The organism is Sphingomonas sp. FARSPH, from assembly GCF_003355005.1.
GTDB lineage: Bacteria > Pseudomonadota > Alphaproteobacteria > Sphingomonadales > Sphingomonadaceae > Sphingomonas.
The window spans coordinates 876,271-892,467 of record NZ_CP029985.1 but is presented as its reverse complement, the minus strand read 5'-3'; the positions used below and the strand labels follow the sequence as shown (position 1 = coordinate 892,467).

Sequence of the window (16,197 nt, the reverse complement as noted above, 5' to 3'; positions counted from 1 at the left end):
GATCGCCAAACTTGGACGCTCAGGCCCATAATCTACCTTCCCGAAAGCGGACATTGGTCTAGCCCGACCATTCCCGTTTCCCCATCCTCGAAAGGAAATTTTGGGAAAGAGCAATCGGGAACAGATTTTGGGAAAGCCGGTGCTTCGGAAGCCTTTCGGCATGATCCGCAGGGCCGCCTTCCCACACTCGGTTCCCAATCGGGAATGCTTCACCGTGTCGGTAGACGGCGAGGGTGACATCGCATCAATAGCTGTGCGACCTGTAGTAATCGATCCGGTGGCAGCAGAGAGGCGTCAGATATGAATCGTCGACAACTGATCCAGCACATGGCCAGCCTCACCATCGCAAGCGCATTGGGGTCAGTCGCCACAGCCGAAACGGGCCGTACCGGCAAGCTTCTCGCCGTAAACGGTCAGCACCTTTGGGTAAACGGTCAGCACCTTTGGGTTGATGACAGCGGACCGCGCGATGCACCCGTGCTCCTTTACATTCATGGCGGGCCGGGAATTGGAGCGCTCGACTTCGAACACTATATGAAAGGCCCGCTTGAAGGGCGCGTGCGATTGATCAGCGTCGATCAGCGCGGCGTTCTGCGATCCTCCCCTCTGCCTGCCGGCACCAAGGTGACTGTGGATGATCTCATTGCCGATTTTGAGGCGATCCGGTCCGCATTGGCGATCCCCCGGTGGCAAGTCATGGGCCACAGTTTCGGCGGTATGGTTGCCCTTCGCTACGGACTTGCCCACCCGCAGCGGGTGGATCGGCTGATACTGGAATGCCCTTCGATCGATCTGGCCAGTTCGTTTCGCTGGCTCTGCTCGGCAGCGGCGCAATCGCTCAACGGTCGCGACATCGCCGCGGCCAATCAGGCAGAGCGCCTGGCCGATCCGGCAACGCCGTTCGATGTCCAATTCCTCGAAACCATGGATCGAACGCTGGCAGCTTTAGGCGAACGTCGCCAGGACCTCTACGTTTACGCCGCCAAAAATCGCGATATCTTCTCCCGCCTCGCCGCATCTGCGGGTTTGCCGGAAGCTCGCTGGTCGCAAGGCGCGATCCCCGGCAAGTCTTTGTTGGCGGAACCGTCGACCCGCAAGCCGATGCTGCCGTCTATCGCGCAATGGCAGAAACCGATGCTGCTGGTACGTGGAGAAGGCGACCACGTCACCAGCCCCCAGGAGCTTGCGGCGGTCCAGCAAGCGGGAGGCACAATCGTCACCGTGCCTGAGGCTGGTCATTTCGTACATGTCGAACAGCCTAACGTCTTGGCCGACCTGATCGTGACTGGCCACCGCTGACGCACGGCAAGTACATAGGGCAGCTGTCCCGAAACTCGATCCTTTTCGGGAAAGGTGGTAATCCGACAACGACTGCTATTGGTAACCACATTCCTGAAAGCCGCCGTTTCGCCTCACCGCCAATAGTGGTCGCCAAGGCCGCCAGACCCGTGTCATTTCGGGGTGAGCCGATCGGGGGTTCGGTCGTGTTTCGAACCGGCTGGGCCTATCACGGTATCCGATCGACGGGAGAGCTGGGCATGAAAGCGGTGATGGCGATTGGATTGGCGCTCGTGTCGGGAGTCGCCACCGGGGCGGGGCCGGCGGCGATGCGGGGGCCGACGCTTCGCCCCGCGCCGATCGCCGAGCATCGCGCCACCTGCGCGGGCAAGGACGGGTGGAGCGATGCCGCGCCGCCGGTGCGCATCTTCGCCAACGTCTACGACATCGGCACGTGCGGGATCACCGTGCTGCTGGTCGCGGGGGATCGCGGCGCGATCGTGATCGATGCGGCGACGGCGGAAGCCGCGCCGGGCATCCTCGCCAACATCCGCCGGCTGGGCCTCGCGCCGCGCGACGTGCGTCTGCTGCTGTCGAGCCATGAGCATGTCGACCATGCCGGCGGGTTCGCCGCGCTGGCGCGCGCGACGGGGGCGACGATCGTCGCGACCGCAGCGGAGAAGCCGGGGCTGGAGCGCGGCCGCCCGATCGCTGGCGATCCGCAGGCGGGGGGCAGCCTGCCGCCGTTCGCGCCGGTGCGGGTCGGCCGCGTGATACGCGACGGGGAGACGATCGTGCTGGGGTCGCTGCGGCTGACCGCGCATGCGACGCCGGGCCATGCGCCGGGCAGCACGTCGTGGACGTGGCGCAGCTGCGCGGGCGTGACGTGCCGGCGCGTCGCCTATGCCGACAGCGTCAGTGCGGTGTCGGCGGACGGCTATCGGTTCGTCGACCATCCCGCCTATGTCCGTCGGTTCCGCGCGGCGCTGGACCGTGTCGCCGCCCTGCCCTGCGACCTGATCGTCACGCCGCATCCGGGGGCGAGCGAGCTGTACGAGCGGCTGGACGGCAAGGCGCCGCTGGCCGCGCCGAACGCCTGCCGCGACTATGCGGCGGCGGGGCAAAAGGCGCTGGATGCGCGGCTGGCGCGCGAACGCGGCGGGGGCCGCGCAGGATCGTGAGGTCTTGGAGCCGATCGGCCGTCATCCTGTCCAGCGGATAGCCGGCGTCCTCCTGCGGGATGGCATCGCCTTTTCGTCGCATGCAGTCGCCGATCCGGCCCCCGGCCTGGCCTTCGGTCGTCGAAAAGCGGGACCCCGGCTCACGTCCGGGGTGACGAGATCCGGAGAAGCCGGGCGGCGAGCGGCGCTAGACTGGCACGCGCGCCAATGTTGATGACGGGAACGGCGGCGGCTACGATGCGCACCATGGCCGAACGCTTCGAACGACATCGCCAGCCCTGGAAATCCGACGAGATCCAGAAACTGCACACGCTTGCCAAGAAGGGGATGGCGCTGAAGGCCATCGCCAAGGCGCTGATGCGCAGCGAGGAATCGGTCAAGGAGCGCGCCAAGGCGGACGGGCTGTCGATCGCCAAGCTGCACTGACGAAAAAAGGGCCATGCGGCGCTATCCGCGGCGGTTCCGGGCGCTGGCGGCGGGGCTCGCCGCGCTGGCGGGCTATGTCGATGCGGTCGGTTTCCTGACGCTGGGCGGATTCTTCGTCTCGTTCATGAGCGGTAATTCGACCCGACTGGCAGTAGGGCTGGCGTTTCACACGCATGCTGCGGGGATCGCGGGCGGGCTGGTCGCGACCTTCGTCGCGGGCGTGGTGGCAGGAACGCTGGTCGCCGGCGCGGCGGGCGTGCGGCGCGCGCCGGTCGTGCTCGGCTGCGTTGCCGCGCTGCTCGCCATCGCCGCGCTGGTCGCGCAGATGGGCAGCGGCATGGCGGCGGCGTTCGTGCTGGCGGCGGCGATGGGCGCGGAAAATGCGGTGTTCGAACGCGACGGCGAGGTCGCGATCGGCCTGACCTATATGACCGGTACGCTCGTCAAGCTGGGGCAAAGGCTCGCCGCGCTCGTCCGCGGCGAGGATCGCCGGGGCTGGGCCGGGCATTTCGTGATGTGGGTGTCGCTGACGGCGGGCGCCGCGCTGGGGGCGAGCATGCACCAGTGGATCGGCGGCGCGGCGATCTGGCTGGCTGCCGCGCTCGCGGCGACGCTGGCCGTTGTCGCCGGCGCGATCGGCCCGATCGGGCCGGCCCTAGACCCCGTCAGTCGGTCAGGCCGTGGAGCAGCAGCAGGATGACAAAGGCGATCAGCGCCGCCCAGGCGAAGACGAGCAGCGCCGCCGTCCGCCACGCCGCGGAGAAACGGCGCAGCGAATAGGCGCCTTTCAGCTGCAGATACATGTGCACCGGCGGGATGAGCAGCACCGCCATCGCGATCCATCCCGATCCCAGCCCGACGACCCCCGCCAGCATCAGCACGATCACCATCAGCATCATGAAGGCGAGGCTGTAGGTGACGAAGATCGCATGATCGTACAGCCCGAAGCGCCGCCGCCACAGGAAGAGCAGCGCGACGAACGGCGTCGACAGCGGGATCAGCAGCCAGCTATACTTATACGCGCTCGATTGCAGCTTGTAGAGCGCGAGGCCGGGGTTCTGGTTCGCCTTTTCAAGGCCATGGTCGAGCTTGGCCCAGCCGGTCTTTGCGTTGGCGAAGAAGGATTGCGCGTCTTCGCCGTCGGCTTTGCCCGTCTGCGTGCGCTTCAGCGCGCTGACCGCAGTCTGCAAGCCGGCGATGTCCTGATCGATCTGCCGGGTCGGCTTGCCCGCCGCGATCAGCTCGGCGCGGGTCTTTTGCGCCACGTCGAGCTGATGCTGTACCTTTTCCACGCCGCTGGCGAGGCCGACGACATGCCGGCTCACACCCTCCGGCGTCGCCAGTTCCGCGATGTCGCCGCCCAGCGCGCTGATCGTCGCGAACATCAGGAAGACGGTGAACAGGAACAGCGCGAGCGGCGATACGAAACGCGCGCGCTCGCCCCCGACGTAGCGGCGGGTGAGTTCGCCCGGACGGGTGACGAGCATCGGCAGCGTCCGCCAGATTTTGCCTTCGAAATGGAAGACGCCGTGCGCGATCTCGTGCCCGATCGCGCCGACCGAGCGGTGGACGTGCGCGCTTTGCCCGCAGGCGTGGCAATGCGTGCCGATCAGCCGCGTGCCGCAGTTGAGGCAAAGGCCGCCCCCGTGGCCGTGTCCTTCCCCGGCGGACGGCTCCACGCTGCGCGCGGCGAGCGCGGCCGTGATGATGTCACCTGCTGCTGCGATATCCCCCGACATGACGGCAAGCGTGGCAAGCCGGCCGGCGTGGCGCAAGCGGTTTCGGCGTGGTAGCGCGGCCGCCATCATGACCGATGCCGCCTCGCTGATTGCCGACCTGGGCCGCCGCGCCCGCACCGCCGCCGTCTCACTGGCGGGCTTGCCGACCAGGGCCAAGGCGGCGGGGCTGGTCGCCGCGGCGGCGGCGCTGCGCGCAGACGAGGCCGCGATCCTCGCCGCCAATGCGCGCGATGTCGCGGAGGGCGCGGCGCGCGGGCTGTCGGGCGCGATGCTCGACCGGCTGCGGCTCGATCCCGCACGCGTCGCCGCGATGGCGGCAGGGGTGGAGGCGGTCGCCGCACTGCCCGATCCGGTGGGGCAGGTGATCGACACGAGCATGCGGCCCAACGGGCTGGCGCTGTCGCGCGTCCGGGTGCCGATCGGGGTTATCGGCATCGTGTACGAATCGCGGCCCAACGTCACCGCCGACGCCGCCGCTTTGTGCGTGATGGCGGGCAATGCGGCGATCCTGCGCGGCGGCAGCGAAGCGGCGCACAGCAATGCCGCTATTCATGGCGCGATGGCGCGCGGGTTCGCCGCCGCCGGGCTGCCCGGGGATGCCGCCCAACTGGTGCCGACGACGGATCGCGCCGCAGTGGGCGCGATGCTGGCCGCGGACGGCGTCATCGACCTCATCATCCCGCGCGGTGGCAAGAGCCTGGTCGCGCGGGTGCAGGCGGAGGCGCGCGTGCCGGTGCTCGCGCACCTCGACGGGATCAACCACATCTATGTCGATGCCTCGGCCGACGACGCGATGGCGCGGGCGATCGTGCTCGACGCGAAGCTGCGCCGCACCGGCGTCTGCGGTGCGATGGAGACGTTGCTGATCGACCGCGGATTTGCCGATGCCGCCGGGCTGATCGCTGCGCTGCGCGACGCGGGCTGCGTCGTGCGCGGCGACGGGCGCGCACAGGCGTTGGTCCCCGGCCTCGACGCCGCGTCCGACGCGGATTGGGACACCGAATATCTCGACGCGATCGCCGCGGTCGCAATCGTCGATGGGCTGGAGGGGGCGATCGCGCATATCGCCGCGCACGGATCGCATCACACCGACGCGATCGTCGCGGAGGATGCGGGCGTCGCCGAACGCTTCCTCGCCGCGGTCGATTCGGCGATCGTGCTGTGGAATGCCTCGACGCAGTTCGCCGACGGCGGCGAGTTCGGGCTGGGCGCAGAGATCGGCATCGCGACGGGGCGGCTGCACGCGCGCGGGCCCGTCGCGCTGGAAGGGCTGACGACGTACAAATGGATCGGCCGCGGCACCGGGCAGGTGCGCGGTTGAAGCGGGGCGGGGTAAGGCGTAGGCTCGGCCCATGAACGCGCCGACCCGCATCTCGACCGAAGTGGACGACGCCACGCTCGCCCGGATCGAGGCGGCGGCGGCGTTGCGCGGGCTGAGCCTCGATGCGTTCTTCCACGAGGCGCTGCGTCTGGCTTCCGAGGGGACCGATGGCGGTGATGCCGCCTGGCGGGCCTTCGTGCAGCGGGGGATCGAGTCCGCCGATCGTGGCGAACGCATCGGCCAGGATGCGATGGAAAGCTGGTTCGAGGAGCGTATCGCCGCACGTCGGACGCGATGACGCGCGTCGTCTGGATGAAGAGCGCGCAGATCGATCTGGCGCGCATCGACGATTTCAATGCGCAGCACGACCGCGATTTCGCCGATCGCGTCGGCCGGGCCGCCATCGCGGCGGGGCGGTTTCTGGCCGAACATCCCGCTGCCGGCCCGGCGCTGGCCGACGGGCAGCGGAAGTGGTGCGTGCCGGGGACGGACTATGTGCTCGTCTATCGCGTCGTGGCCGGGGACGTCGAAATCCTGCGCGTCTATCACGGGCGCGAGGATTGGCGGCGATCCGACCCTTGACCCGCACCGGCCTGCTCGGCGGATCGTTCAACCCGGCGCATCGGGGGCATCGCCGCATCACGCTCGCGGCGATCCGCGCGCTCGACCTCGACGAGGCGTGGTGGCTGGTGTCGCCGGGCAACCCATTGAAGGACGGCGCGCCGGACATGGCGCCGCTGTCGGCGCGGATCGCCTCGGCGCGGCGGATGGCGCGGCGCGCGCCGATCGTCGCGACCGATATCGAGTGCCGGCTGGGGACGCGCTATACGCTCGACACGTTGCGCCAATTGCGGCGGCGCTATCCCAAAAGGCGCTTCATCTGGCTGATGGGGGCGGATAATCTGGCGCAATTCCATCGCTGGCGCGGGTGGCGCGAGATCGCGCGCACGATGCCGATTGCGGTGATCGCGCGTCCGGGGTATGAGACGCAAGCCCTCGCGAGCGTCGCGATGGGCTGGCTGCGACGCTTCCAACGGCCCGCAGACCAGGCGAACGATTGGACGACGTGGAGATTGCCGGCCCTCGTGCTGTTGCGCTTCCGCCCCGACCCGACGTCCGCGACCGCGGCCCGCGCGGCCGATCCCGACTGGCACCGGCGCCAACCGGCCCAGCAACCCAGGAGCTAACTTGGCGACGACCCCCCATGCCGTTCCGACGTCCGATCCCGCAGAGGTCGAGGCGATGCACCGGCTTGTCATGACATCCCTCGACGACGACCAGGCGGTGGAGGCGGTGTCGATCCCGCTCGCCGGCAAATCGTCGATCGCCGATTACATGGTGATCGCGAGCGGCCGTTCGACGCGACAGGTCGCGTCGATGGCGACCAAGCTGGCCGAGAAGATCAAGGCCGAATGCGGCTGCATCGTGCGGATCGAGGGCCTGCCCGCCGCCGACTGGGTGCTGCTCGACGCGGGCGATATCATCATCCACCTGTTCCGGCCGGAGGTGCGCTCCTTCTACAATCTGGAACGGATGTGGCAGTTCGGCGAGGCGCCGGCGGCGTCCGCTGCCACGCCGCAGGCCTAGCCATCCTCCTCCATATCGTCGCGCGCGGCCGGATCGGGCGCTCGCCCGAGGCCGAGCTGGTCGACCGCTATCTGAAGCGGATCGCCTGGCCGACGCGCGTCACCGAACTGCCCGATACCGGCGGCAAGTTGCCCCCGCTTGAACCGCAGACGCGGCGCGTGCTGCTCGACGAAAAAGGCGAGGCATTAGGCTCGCTCGACTTCGCGCGGCGGCTGGAGCGCTGGCGCGACGATGGCGTGCGCGAGACGCGCTTCCTGATCGGCGCGGCGGACGGCTTCGGCGATGCCGAGCGGGCGGAGGCCGACCTGCTGTTCTCGTTCGGCCGCGCGACCTGGCCGCACATGCTCGCCCGCGCGATGCTGGCGGAGCAACTGTTCCGCGCGACGAGCATCCTCGCCGGCCACCCCTATCACCGGGAAGGGTGAGCGTGGTCGGGGGGCAGGGTCCTTTTCGTGAAGGCGAAGATGGAGAGACGCGAGGCGCGCGCCCGGTCAGCCGGGGCACAGTCGGGACGGTCGGGGTTGCGGAGGACAGAGCGTCGTCATGGGCGTTGCCCGACTGGACCCCGGCCTTCCCCGGGGCGGTAAGATGGGGCGGGGGGATGGCGAGCGGCGTCCTTGCCGCCGCCCTGCTGTTGTCGGGAAGTGTCGCGGCATCGGGCCAGTCGCTCGCCGACCAGCGCGACCGGCTCGCGATCGCCAAGCGCGATGCGGCGACGGCGGCGGCGCGGGCGCAGGCGTTGACGGCGCGCGCCGCGTCGGAACGCAATGCCGCCGACAGGGCGCGCGCCGAGGAGGCCGCGCTCGCCGCGCGCGTCACTGCGGCGGAGGCGAATCTCGCCGCGGCGCAGGCGCGGCGCAGCCTCGTCGCGCAGCTGCTCGGCCGGCAGCAGGCAGACTTTGCGGTGCGGCAGGCGCCCGTCGCGCGGCTGCTCGCGGCGTTGCAGGCGATGGCGCGGCGGCCCGCCATCGCGGCCCTCGCGCAGCCGGGATCGGTCGACGACCTCGTCCATGTCCGCGCGGTGCTGGGCGGTGCGCTGCCCGTCGTCCGCGCCGAGACCGCAGGGATGCGCGACGCGATCGCACGCACCCGCGCGCTGCAGGGGCAGGCGGCGCTCGCCGAGGCGGCGCTGCGCGACGGCCGCGCGCGGCTGGAGGCGGATCGCACCGCGCTCGCCGAGGCGGAGGCGGCGCATCGCGCGCGCAGCCGCGCTTTGGGTCGCGACGCGATGGGCGAGGAGGATCGTGCGCTCGCGCTCGGCGAACGCGCCCGCGACCTCGTCGACCGGCTGGCGGAGCAGGGCGATGCGCAGGCAAGGGCGGGCGACCTTGTCGCATTGCCCGGCCCGCTGCCGCGGCCGCTTGCGCCCGGTGCGGCGATGCCGGCGCGGATCGGCGGTGTCTATCGCCTGCCGGTGCGCGGGCGATTGGTCACGGGTTTCGACGAGCTTTCCGCCGCGGGCGTCCGGGCGCGCGGCCTGACCTTCGCGGTGCGGCGGGGCGCGCGTGTTGTCGCGCCGGCGGCAGGCGTCGTGCGCTATGCCCGCGCGTTCCGCGATTACGGCACGATCGTTATCATCGACCATGGCGACGGCTGGACCAGCCTCGTCACCGGGCTCGCCGCGACCGGCGTGGCGGCGGGGCAGCGGGTCGCCGCGGGCATCCCGATCGGCACCGCGGCGATGGATGACGATCCACAGGTTACCGTGGAATTGCGCCGGCGCGGGCGGCCGGTCGATATCGTCGCGTTGCTGGGCTGAAGCGGCCGGCGGTACGGTAGCCGCCGTCCCCGTCCGCTCAGCCCGCGTTAAGCCCGGCTCGTGCTTTGACTGCGGTTCGAACTCGGCTAGGATCGCGTCCGCTTCTAGTGCCTTCAGGAATTTCGATGGCCCGTCCGCTGCTTACCGCGACCGCACTCGTCGGCTCGCTCTGCCTGATCCCGCTCGCGACGCAGGCGATGGCCGCCGTCGACACCGACACCTATCGCGAATTCGACCAGTTCCTCGACGTGTTCAACCGCGTGAAGGCCGATTACGTCGACAAGGTCGACGACAAGACGCTGATCAAGGGGGCGATCCAGGGCATGCTCGCCGCGCTCGACCCGCATTCGAGCTATGTCGACGCGCTCGATTACGACAATCTGCGCATCCAGACGGAGGGCAATTACGGTGGCCTCGGCCTCACCGTCCAGATGGAGGATGGCGCGGTCAAGGTCGTCGCGCCGCAGGAGGACACGCCCGCCTATCGCGCGGGCGTGAAGTCGGGCGACTATATCACGCACATCGACGGCAAGCTGATCTACGGCGACACGCTGGACGAGGCGGTGGCGCTGATGCGTGGCAAGCCGGGCTCGAAGATCAGCCTGACCCTGGTGCGGCCGGGCCGCGACAAGCCGATCGACGTCACCATGCAGCGCGAGGTGATCGTGCAAAAGCCGGTGAAGTGGGAGGTGCGTGGCGATGTCGGCTACGTCAACATCAACACCTTCTCCGAAAATACCGGCGCGGATACGCGGGCGGCGATCATGGCGATCGACAAGAGCCTGGGGCATCGCCCGCTCGGCTATGTCGTCGACCTGCGCGACAATGGCGGCGGCCTGCTGACGCAGGCGATCGCGGTCAGCGACGCCTTCCTCGATCATGGCGAGATCGTCTCGCAGCGCGGCCGCGAGAAGAGCGATATCGAGCGCTATTTCGCCAAGCCCGGCGACGATGCGCACGGCCTGCCCGTCGTCGTGCTGACCAATTCGGGCACCGCGTCCGCGTCCGAGATCGTCGCGGGCGCGCTGCAGGATCATCACCGCGCGCTGATCATGGGCGAGCGGACGTTCGGCAAGGGATCGGTCCAGACGCTGCTGCCGCTCGGCCCGAAGACCGCGCTGCGCCTGACCACCGCGCGCTATTACACGCCATCGGGGCGCAGCGTGCAGGAAGGCGGCATCGTCCCCGACATCAAGGTGCCCGAGATCAGCGATCCCGATTTCAAGTCGCGTCCCGTATTCCGCGAGGCGGACCTGCGCCGGCACCTGATCAACGAGGTGAAGGCGGACGATCGCAGCCTGGAAGACGATGCCAAGACCGATCCGCGCTTCGCGATGACCGCGGACCAGCTGAAGAAGCAGGGCATCGACGATTTCCAGCTTTATTATGCGCTGAAGACGATCGCGCGGCTGGGCGGGCCGACCGCGGTCGCCGCCGCGACGAAGCCGCGGCCGGTCAAGACGCCGCCCGACGTGGCCGCAAAATAGGGCGCGCGCGATGACCCGCAACGAACGCCTCGCCCGCTGGATCGCGCTGCTGCTGCCCGCCGCCCTGCTGGCGGGGGCATGGGGATCGCAGATCTTCGGCCACCTCTACCCATGCGAGATGTGCCATTGGCAGCGCTGGCCGCATTATGCCGCGCTGCCCTTCGCGCTCCTCGCCTTCGTCGTCCCGCAGCGCAGCGTCGCCAAGGCATGCGTTGTCCTCGCCGCACTGCTGATCGCGGTGTCGGGCGCGATCGGCGTCGCGCATGCGGGCGTCGAATATCATTGGTGGCAGGGCTTTACCGCCTGCACCTCGACGGTCGACATGCGCGGAATGGACGCAGCCGATCGGCTGGCGGCGCTGATGAAGGCGCCGGTCGTGCGCTGCGACGCGCCGCAATGGACGCTGATGGGCATCTCGCTCGCCGGGTTCAATGCGATCTTCTCGCTCGGTGGTGCGTTGGTGATCCTCGTGTTGATGAGGAAGAGCCGATGAGCCACGCACGCTGGAAGCCGGGCGACCGCCGCGAGCCCGTGAAGGCGATGATCCGCGTCGACCAGGCGGGCGAATATGGCGCGACACGCATCTATGCGGGGCAGCTCGCGGTGCTGGGCGATCGCCACCCGGCCGCCCGCGCGATCCATCACATGGCGACGCAGGAGGAGCGGCACCGCGCCTTCTTCGACCGGATGATTGCGACGCGCGGCGTGCGCCCGACGCTGATGCAGCCGTTCTGGAACGTCGCGGGCTTTGCGCTCGGCGCGGTCACCGCCGCGATCGGGCCGGAAGCGGCGATGGCCTGCACCGCCGCGGTCGAGACGGAAATCGACAAACATTACCAGGCGCAGCGCGACGAATTGGGCGACAGCGACCCCGAACTCGCCGATGCGATCGCCGATTTCCAGGCGGAGGAACTGGAGCATCGTGACCATGCGATCGGCGCGGGCGCGGAAAATGCCATCGCCTATCCGGTGATGTTCGGCATGATCCGGCTGGGCTGCAAGGTCGCGATCGCCGCCGCCAAGCGGATCTGACGGGAGAGACGAAATGCGTAGCGCGATGATCCTCGGCCTGATGCTGGCCGGAGCGCCCGTGATGGCGCAGCAGGCGGCGACGCTGCCCGCCCGCGCGCCGGTGACGCCCGCCGCCGCGTCGCAGGTTTCGCCGACGCCGGCGCTGCCCGGTGCGGTGACGATCAAGCCGGTCGAAAAGCCGGGCGAGGTCGCCAAGCGCGCGCCGGTCAACGGCGTGCTGATCCTCTACGGCAACGAACGCTGCCCGACGAACAACGACGGCGCGGAGATCGTCGTGTGCGAACGGCGCAGCGCGCAGGAACAGTTCCGCGTCCCCAAGGAACTGCGCGAATTCCAGGTGACGCCGCAGAACCAGAGCTGGGCGGCGCGCGCGCAGGGCGTGCTGGACACCGGCGTCGGCGTGTCGAGCACGGGCAGCTGCTCGGTGGTCGGCGCGAGCGGCCAGTCGGGCTGTTTCGCGCAGGCCGCGCGCGCGGCGCGCGCGGAGCGGCAGCAACAGAAGGCGGAAGAGGCGCGGATTCCTTGAGTATCGGGGCGTTTGCATCCTGAATCGGTGGCCGGCCGGTGCCAGCGTTCCCTCACCGGCGAAGGCCGGGGCCCAGTTGGGAAAGCTTGGGTGACGGCACGCTGCGTCTAGCCCAGACGCCCCCCGACTGGGCCCCGGCCTTCGCCGGGGAAGTGAAAGGGGGACGCACGAGAGTTGCGTGTTGCAGGTAGGCTCGATGCCCGGCCCCAGAGCCGTGGCAATGCGATGACGATGATCCCCCCGCCCCTTCCCGCCTCGGCGCCATCCCGGTACACACCGCCAAGCATCACCGAGACCGGGGGGACTCGCGACCATGGCCACCGCCGCACCCGCAACCCGACGCGCGCGCCCGCTCGCGCCCGATACCTATGAGCGCATCCTCGCCTATGCCGCCGCGGCGCTGCTCGCAGTCGTGCTCGTCGCGATCGCACGCGGGCGGGGCGAGTGGGTCCGTGTGCCACCGCTCGTCTGGGCGCATCTTGCCACGATCCTCGTCGCGCTGGCGCTGACGCCGGTGATGCTGCTCGGGCGGCGCGGCGACCGGCGGCATCGCCGGCTCGGCGCGATCTGGGTCGGCGCGATGATCCTCACCGCGCTCCTCTCCTTCGGTATCCGCCAGACCAATCATGGCGGGCTCAGCCTGATCCACCTCCTCTCCGCCTTCACATTGGTGCAGGTGCCGCTGCTGTGGCGGGCGGCGCGGCGGCACGAGGTCGCGCGGCATCGCCGCGGCGTGCGCGCGATGGTGACCGGCGCGCTGCTGATCGCAGGGCTGTTCACCTTTCCGTTCGGGCGGATGCTCGGCCACTGGCTGTTCGGCTGAACGCGTGCGCGGTGTCCGCATCGTGCTGTTCGCGCTCGTCTGGTTCAGCGCCGCGTGGTTCGGGTCGTGGGAGCTTAACCCCAACAACGCGACGCGCATGTTCGCGGCGATGAGCATCGTCGAGGGCGAGGGCGGCGCGATCGACCGTTACCAGACGCTGACGATCGACAAGGCGATGTTCGACGGCCATTATTATCTCGACAAGGCGCCGGGCATGACGCTCATCGCGCTGCCCGCGGTCGCGCTGGCGGACGCGGCGACGGGGCGGCGCGGCACCGATTTTGGCGCCTTTCCGGTAGGGCCCGATTTCGAGGCGATGCTGCGGCTGCGCACGCGGCTGGCGGCGGCGAGCGGCACGGCGGTGCTGACCGCGCTCGCCGCGGTCGCGCTGTTCGACCTGGCGCTGATCCTGACGGGCAGCGCGGCGGCGGCGCTGTTCGCGGCGCTCGGCTTCGCGCTCGGCACGCCGATCTGGGGCTGGTCGACGACCGTCATGGGGCATGCGCCCGTCGCGGCGCTCTACGTGATCGCGATATGGGCGATCGTGCGCGGCGAGGGGCGCGGATTGCGCTACGCCGCCGTCACGGGGCTGGCGCTGGGCGGCGCGGTGGTGATCGAGCATCAGGCGTTGCTCGCCGGCGCGCCGATCGGCCTGCTCGCGCTGTGGCAGGTGCGGGCGCGCGGCGACCGGATGCGCTGGATCGCCGCCTTCCTCGGGGCAGGCATCGTCACCGCGGTACCTTTTCTCGCCTACAACGCGCTGGTGCTCGGCGATCCGCTGCGCGTCGGCTATGCCGGCGTCGTCGGCTGGGAAGGGATGCACCGGGGCGTCTTCGGCCTCGTCCGCCCGCAGCCGCGCGTGCTCGTCGATATCCTGAACGGGCGGAGGATCGGGCTGGTCTGGGTCGCGCCCGTGCTGCTGCTCGCGCCGGTCGGCCTGGCGCTGATGCTGCGCGACCCGCATCGCCGGGCGCTGGCGCTCGCCTGTATCGCCAGCGTCGCGATCGCGCTGCTCGTCAACGCCGCCTATGTCTATTGGCAGGGCGGCAACACGACCGGCCCGCGTTTCGCCATGCCCGCGGTCGGGCCGCTCGCGATCGGACTGGCGGCGATATGGCTGCGGCTGCGCGCCGGCTGGCCGCGCATCGCGGCGGCGCTGGTGCTTGGCGGATCGATCGCGCTCAATGCCGCCATCGCGTCGGCGGAAATCTTCGCCCCGCCGACGACGCCCTTTCCCTTGTGGGACGGCGTCCTCGCCGGCCGCTTCGCCGCCGGCGACCTGCGCACGGTCGCGAGCGAATGGTTCGGCTGGACGCCGTGGTACGGCTTCGCGCTGTGGGCGGTATGCGCGCTCGCGATGCTCGGCTGGCTTGTCGAACGCGTCAGGCGCGCTTGAGCCCGCGGACGCGGTGCCAGACGTAGAAGGCGACCGCGGCGACGAGGACGATGCCGATGACGAGGTCGGCGCGGTGGAACGCCGCCTTGACGCGCGGGTCGCTGTTCCATTTGTCGCCGAGCCGCATGCCGACCCAGGCGAGGCCGAAGCACCACGGCCAGCTGCCGATGAAGGTGTAGACGTGAAACGGCACGAGGCGCATCCGCGCGACGCCTGCGGGGAAGGCGATGAAGCTGCGGATCACCGGCAGCAGGCGACCGATCAGCACCGCGATGCTGCCCCAGCGCGCGAAGAACCGGTCCGCCGCATCGAGCTCGCCCGGCCCGATCAGCAGGTAGCGGCCCCAGCGTTCCGCCACCGGCCGGCCGCCGCGCCTGCCGATCTCATAGGCGACGATCGAGCCGAGGTTGCAGCCGATCGCCCCGGCGGTCGCGGCAAGATACAGGTCGAACCGGCCGGTCGAGACGAGATAGCCCGCAAACGGCATGATGATTTCGGACGGCAGCGGGATGCACGCGCTTTCGATCGCCATCAGCAGCGCGATGCCGACGTAGCCGCCGCCGGAAATCACGCCGATGGTGAAGGTGGCGAGCACGCCCAGGATCTTTTCGAACATGGTGCCGGGACTTGGCCGATCCGGGGGGCGAAGGGAAGGGGGGAACCGCCGGCGCCCCTTGCGCGCTCAGTGGCGCATGGACGACTTCACGCTCAACGATGGCCGCACGATGCCGCGGCTCGGCTTCGGCACCTATCAGATCCCCGATGCGCAGGCGGCGGTCGCGGTGCGCCGCGCGCTCGACCTCGGCGTGCGGCTGATCGACACCGCGGCGATCTATCACAACGAACGCGGCGTCGGGGAAGGGATGCAGGCGTCGGACGCGTTCCTGACCACCAAATTGTGGAACGACCGGCACGGCGATGCCGAGGCCGCGCTGGACGAGAGTCTGGCGCTGCTCGGCCGCGACAGTGTCGATTTGTACCTGATCCACTGGCCCTCGCCGGCGCAGGATCGCTACGTCGATGCGTGGAAGGCGCTGGTCGCGTTGCGCGATGCAGGCAAGACGCGCTCGATCGGCGTGTCGAACTTCCTGCCCGAGCATCTGGAACGGATCGCGGAGGCGACGGGCGTGATGCCCGCGGTCAACCAGATCGAGCTCCACCCCTATCACCAGCGGCGCGCGGAACGCGCGTTCCACGATGCGCATGGCATCGTCACGCAGAGCTGGAGCCCGCTGGGGCAGGGCGGAGAACAGCTGCACGACGCCGCGATCGTGCAGGTCGCGGAGAAGCATCGGCGATCGGCGGCGCAGGTGATCCTGGCGTGGCATCTGGCGCACGGCCTGTCGGTGATCCCCAAGGCGGCGGATCCGGAGCATCTCAGCGACAATGTCGCGGCGGAGGCGCTGACGCTGGATGCGGAGGACATCGCCGCGATTGATGCGCTCGACCGGCAGGCGCGCATCGGCCCCGACCCGCGGGAGCTGTGACGCGGTGGAAAGATAGGCGACCCTGGCTCGTCACCCCCGGCTTGACCCGGGGTCCCGCTATTTCCCCTGTGGACGGCAATAAGAGGTGGGACCCCGGCTCTTCGGCCGGGGTGACGATGGGGGGCGATGATGGGGCGCATATCCCTCGCGCCCCG

General features: G+C 69.7%; 20 protein-coding genes. 18 read left to right on the top strand and 2 right to left on the bottom strand.

Going from position 1 to position 16,197, the window contains the following annotated elements; genetic code table 11:
* The first annotated feature begins 327 nt into the window (after positions 1-327).
* From DM480_RS04450 to DM480_RS04435, 4 genes are all read left to right on the top strand, one after another.
* Positions 328-1,299, top strand: a complete 972-nt coding sequence (locus tag DM480_RS04450) for an alpha/beta fold hydrolase (protein WP_157968763.1) — start codon at positions 328-330, stop codon at positions 1,297-1,299.
* A gap of 239 nt (positions 1,300-1,538) precedes the next feature.
* Positions 1,539-2,459 carry a subclass B3 metallo-beta-lactamase gene (bla, locus tag DM480_RS04445; RefSeq protein WP_232834118.1) on the top strand — a complete coding sequence of 307 codons (921 nt, stop codon included), beginning with the start codon at positions 1,539-1,541 and terminating at the stop codon, positions 2,457-2,459.
* A gap of 246 nt (positions 2,460-2,705) precedes the next feature.
* A complete protein-coding gene (locus DM480_RS04440) occupies positions 2,706-2,885 on the top strand; it encodes a hypothetical protein (RefSeq protein WP_115380785.1) in 180 nt (59 codons plus the stop codon).
* Positions 2,886-2,898: 13 nt separating this feature from the next.
* Positions 2,899-3,585: a YoaK family protein gene (locus DM480_RS04435; protein WP_115377764.1), complete on the top strand. Its 687-nt coding sequence runs from the start codon at positions 2,899-2,901 to the stop codon at positions 3,583-3,585.
* On the opposite strand, the gene DM480_RS04430 is transcribed toward DM480_RS04435, so the two are convergent.
* Positions 3,551-4,624, bottom strand: coding sequence for a DUF3667 domain-containing protein (locus tag DM480_RS04430; protein WP_115380783.1), 1,074 nt, complete (start codon positions 4,622-4,624; stop codon positions 3,551-3,553). The two genes, DM480_RS04435 and DM480_RS04430, sit on opposite strands and share 35 nt — an antisense overlap.
* Positions 4,625-4,691: 67 nt before the next feature.
* Between DM480_RS04430 and DM480_RS04425 the strand changes: the two genes are divergently transcribed.
* The 13 genes from DM480_RS04425 (at position 4,692) to DM480_RS04365 (ending at position 14,555) form a co-directional block, all read left to right on the top strand.
* Positions 4,692-5,945 carry a glutamate-5-semialdehyde dehydrogenase gene (locus tag DM480_RS04425; protein WP_115377763.1) on the top strand — a complete coding sequence of 418 codons (1,254 nt, stop codon included), beginning with the start codon at positions 4,692-4,694 and terminating at the stop codon, positions 5,943-5,945.
* A gap of 31 nt (positions 5,946-5,976) precedes the next feature.
* Positions 5,977-6,243 carry a hypothetical protein gene (locus tag DM480_RS04420; RefSeq protein WP_115377762.1) on the top strand — a complete coding sequence of 89 codons (267 nt, stop codon included), beginning with the start codon at positions 5,977-5,979 and terminating at the stop codon, positions 6,241-6,243.
* Entirely contained in the window at positions 6,240-6,527 is a 288-nt protein-coding gene (locus tag DM480_RS04415; RefSeq protein ID WP_115377761.1) for a type II toxin-antitoxin system RelE/ParE family toxin, read from the top strand. Before DM480_RS04420 ends, DM480_RS04415 begins: the two co-directional genes overlap by 4 nt.
* Positions 6,524-7,132 (top strand): nicotinate-nucleotide adenylyltransferase, encoded by a 609-nt coding sequence (locus DM480_RS04410; protein ID WP_115377760.1) that lies wholly within the window; start codon positions 6,524-6,526, stop codon positions 7,130-7,132. Before DM480_RS04415 ends, DM480_RS04410 begins: the two co-directional genes overlap by 4 nt.
* Positions 7,133-7,187: 55 nt before the next feature.
* Positions 7,188-7,532, top strand: coding sequence for a ribosome silencing factor (gene rsfS / locus DM480_RS04405; protein ID WP_115377759.1), 345 nt, complete (start codon positions 7,188-7,190; stop codon positions 7,530-7,532).
* A 2-nt stretch (positions 7,533-7,534) separates the two neighbouring features.
* A complete protein-coding gene (locus tag DM480_RS04400; RefSeq protein ID WP_115380781.1) occupies positions 7,535-7,957 on the top strand; it encodes a 23S rRNA (pseudouridine(1915)-N(3))-methyltransferase RlmH in 423 nt (140 codons plus the stop codon).
* 176 nt (positions 7,958-8,133) lie between these two features.
* Positions 8,134-9,291, top strand: coding sequence for a murein hydrolase activator EnvC family protein (locus DM480_RS04395; RefSeq protein ID WP_115377758.1), 1,158 nt, complete (start codon positions 8,134-8,136; stop codon positions 9,289-9,291).
* Positions 9,292-9,416: 125 nt separating this feature from the next.
* A complete protein-coding gene (locus DM480_RS04390; protein WP_115377757.1) occupies positions 9,417-10,778 on the top strand; it encodes a S41 family peptidase in 1,362 nt (453 codons plus the stop codon).
* Between the two features lie 10 nt (positions 10,779-10,788).
* Entirely contained in the window at positions 10,789-11,271 is a 483-nt protein-coding gene (locus tag DM480_RS04385) for a disulfide bond formation protein B (protein ID WP_115377756.1), read from the top strand.
* A complete protein-coding gene (locus DM480_RS04380; RefSeq protein ID WP_115377755.1) occupies positions 11,268-11,810 on the top strand; it encodes a demethoxyubiquinone hydroxylase family protein in 543 nt (180 codons plus the stop codon). The genes DM480_RS04385 and DM480_RS04380 overlap by 4 nt, the downstream gene beginning before the upstream one ends.
* 13 nt (positions 11,811-11,823) lie before the next feature.
* Complete coding sequence (locus DM480_RS04375; protein WP_115377754.1) at positions 11,824-12,336, top strand: hypothetical protein; 513 nt, start codon at positions 11,824-11,826, stop codon at positions 12,334-12,336.
* Between the two features lie 313 nt (positions 12,337-12,649).
* Complete coding sequence (locus DM480_RS04370; RefSeq protein WP_115377753.1) at positions 12,650-13,159, top strand: DUF2306 domain-containing protein; 510 nt, start codon at positions 12,650-12,652, stop codon at positions 13,157-13,159.
* Positions 13,160-13,163: 4 nt separating this feature from the next.
* Entirely contained in the window at positions 13,164-14,555 is a 1,392-nt protein-coding gene (locus tag DM480_RS04365) for a hypothetical protein (RefSeq protein WP_115377752.1), read from the top strand.
* Here DM480_RS04365 and DM480_RS04360 read toward each other — a convergent pair.
* Complete coding sequence (locus DM480_RS04360) at positions 14,542-15,171, bottom strand: DedA family protein (RefSeq protein ID WP_115377751.1); 630 nt, start codon at positions 15,169-15,171, stop codon at positions 14,542-14,544. The two genes, DM480_RS04365 and DM480_RS04360, sit on opposite strands and share 14 nt — an antisense overlap.
* A 76-nt stretch (positions 15,172-15,247) precedes the next feature.
* Here DM480_RS04360 and DM480_RS04355 point away from each other — a divergent pair, with 76 nt between their 5' ends.
* On the top strand, positions 15,248-16,042 hold the full coding sequence (locus tag DM480_RS04355) for an aldo/keto reductase (protein WP_115377750.1): 795 nt from the start codon (positions 15,248-15,250) through the stop codon (positions 16,040-16,042).
* Positions 16,043-16,197 lie beyond the last annotated feature (155 nt).

What these genes read in the sequence shown, in the direction of transcription:
- DM480_RS04375 (WP_115377754.1), top strand. Translation starts at nt 11,824, where the DNA reads ATGCGTAGCGCGATGATCCTCGGCCTGATGCTGGCCGGAGCGCCCGTG.
- DM480_RS04370 (WP_115377753.1), top strand. Translation starts at nt 12,650, where the DNA reads ATGGCCACCGCCGCACCCGCAACCCGACGCGCGCGCCCGCTCGCGCCC.
- bla (WP_232834118.1), top strand. Translation starts at nt 1,539, where the DNA reads ATGAAAGCGGTGATGGCGATTGGATTGGCGCTCGTGTCGGGAGTCGCC.
- DM480_RS04380 (WP_115377755.1), top strand. Translation starts at nt 11,268, where the DNA reads ATGAGCCACGCACGCTGGAAGCCGGGCGACCGCCGCGAGCCCGTGAAG.
- DM480_RS04385 (WP_115377756.1), top strand. Translation starts at nt 10,789, where the DNA reads ATGACCCGCAACGAACGCCTCGCCCGCTGGATCGCGCTGCTGCTGCCC.
- DM480_RS04430 (WP_115380783.1), bottom strand. Translation starts at nt 4,624, where the DNA reads ATGTCGGGGGATATCGCAGCAGCAGGTGACATCATCACGGCCGCGCTC.
- DM480_RS04355 (WP_115377750.1), top strand. Translation starts at nt 15,248, where the DNA reads ATGGACGACTTCACGCTCAACGATGGCCGCACGATGCCGCGGCTCGGC.
- DM480_RS04360 (WP_115377751.1), bottom strand. Translation starts at nt 15,171, where the DNA reads ATGTTCGAAAAGATCCTGGGCGTGCTCGCCACCTTCACCATCGGCGTG.
- DM480_RS04420 (WP_115377762.1), top strand. Translation starts at nt 5,977, where the DNA reads ATGAACGCGCCGACCCGCATCTCGACCGAAGTGGACGACGCCACGCTC.
- DM480_RS04450 (WP_157968763.1), top strand. Translation starts at nt 328, where the DNA reads ATGGCCAGCCTCACCATCGCAAGCGCATTGGGGTCAGTCGCCACAGCC.
- DM480_RS04395 (WP_115377758.1), top strand. Translation starts at nt 8,134, where the DNA reads ATGGCGAGCGGCGTCCTTGCCGCCGCCCTGCTGTTGTCGGGAAGTGTC.
- rsfS (WP_115377759.1), top strand. Translation starts at nt 7,188, where the DNA reads ATGCACCGGCTTGTCATGACATCCCTCGACGACGACCAGGCGGTGGAG.
- DM480_RS04425 (WP_115377763.1), top strand. Translation starts at nt 4,692, where the DNA reads ATGACCGATGCCGCCTCGCTGATTGCCGACCTGGGCCGCCGCGCCCGC.
- DM480_RS04390 (WP_115377757.1), top strand. Translation starts at nt 9,417, where the DNA reads ATGGCCCGTCCGCTGCTTACCGCGACCGCACTCGTCGGCTCGCTCTGC.
- DM480_RS04440 (WP_115380785.1), top strand. Translation starts at nt 2,706, where the DNA reads ATGGCCGAACGCTTCGAACGACATCGCCAGCCCTGGAAATCCGACGAG.
- DM480_RS04435 (WP_115377764.1), top strand. Translation starts at nt 2,899, where the DNA reads ATGCGGCGCTATCCGCGGCGGTTCCGGGCGCTGGCGGCGGGGCTCGCC.
- DM480_RS04415 (WP_115377761.1), top strand. Translation starts at nt 6,240, where the DNA reads ATGACGCGCGTCGTCTGGATGAAGAGCGCGCAGATCGATCTGGCGCGC.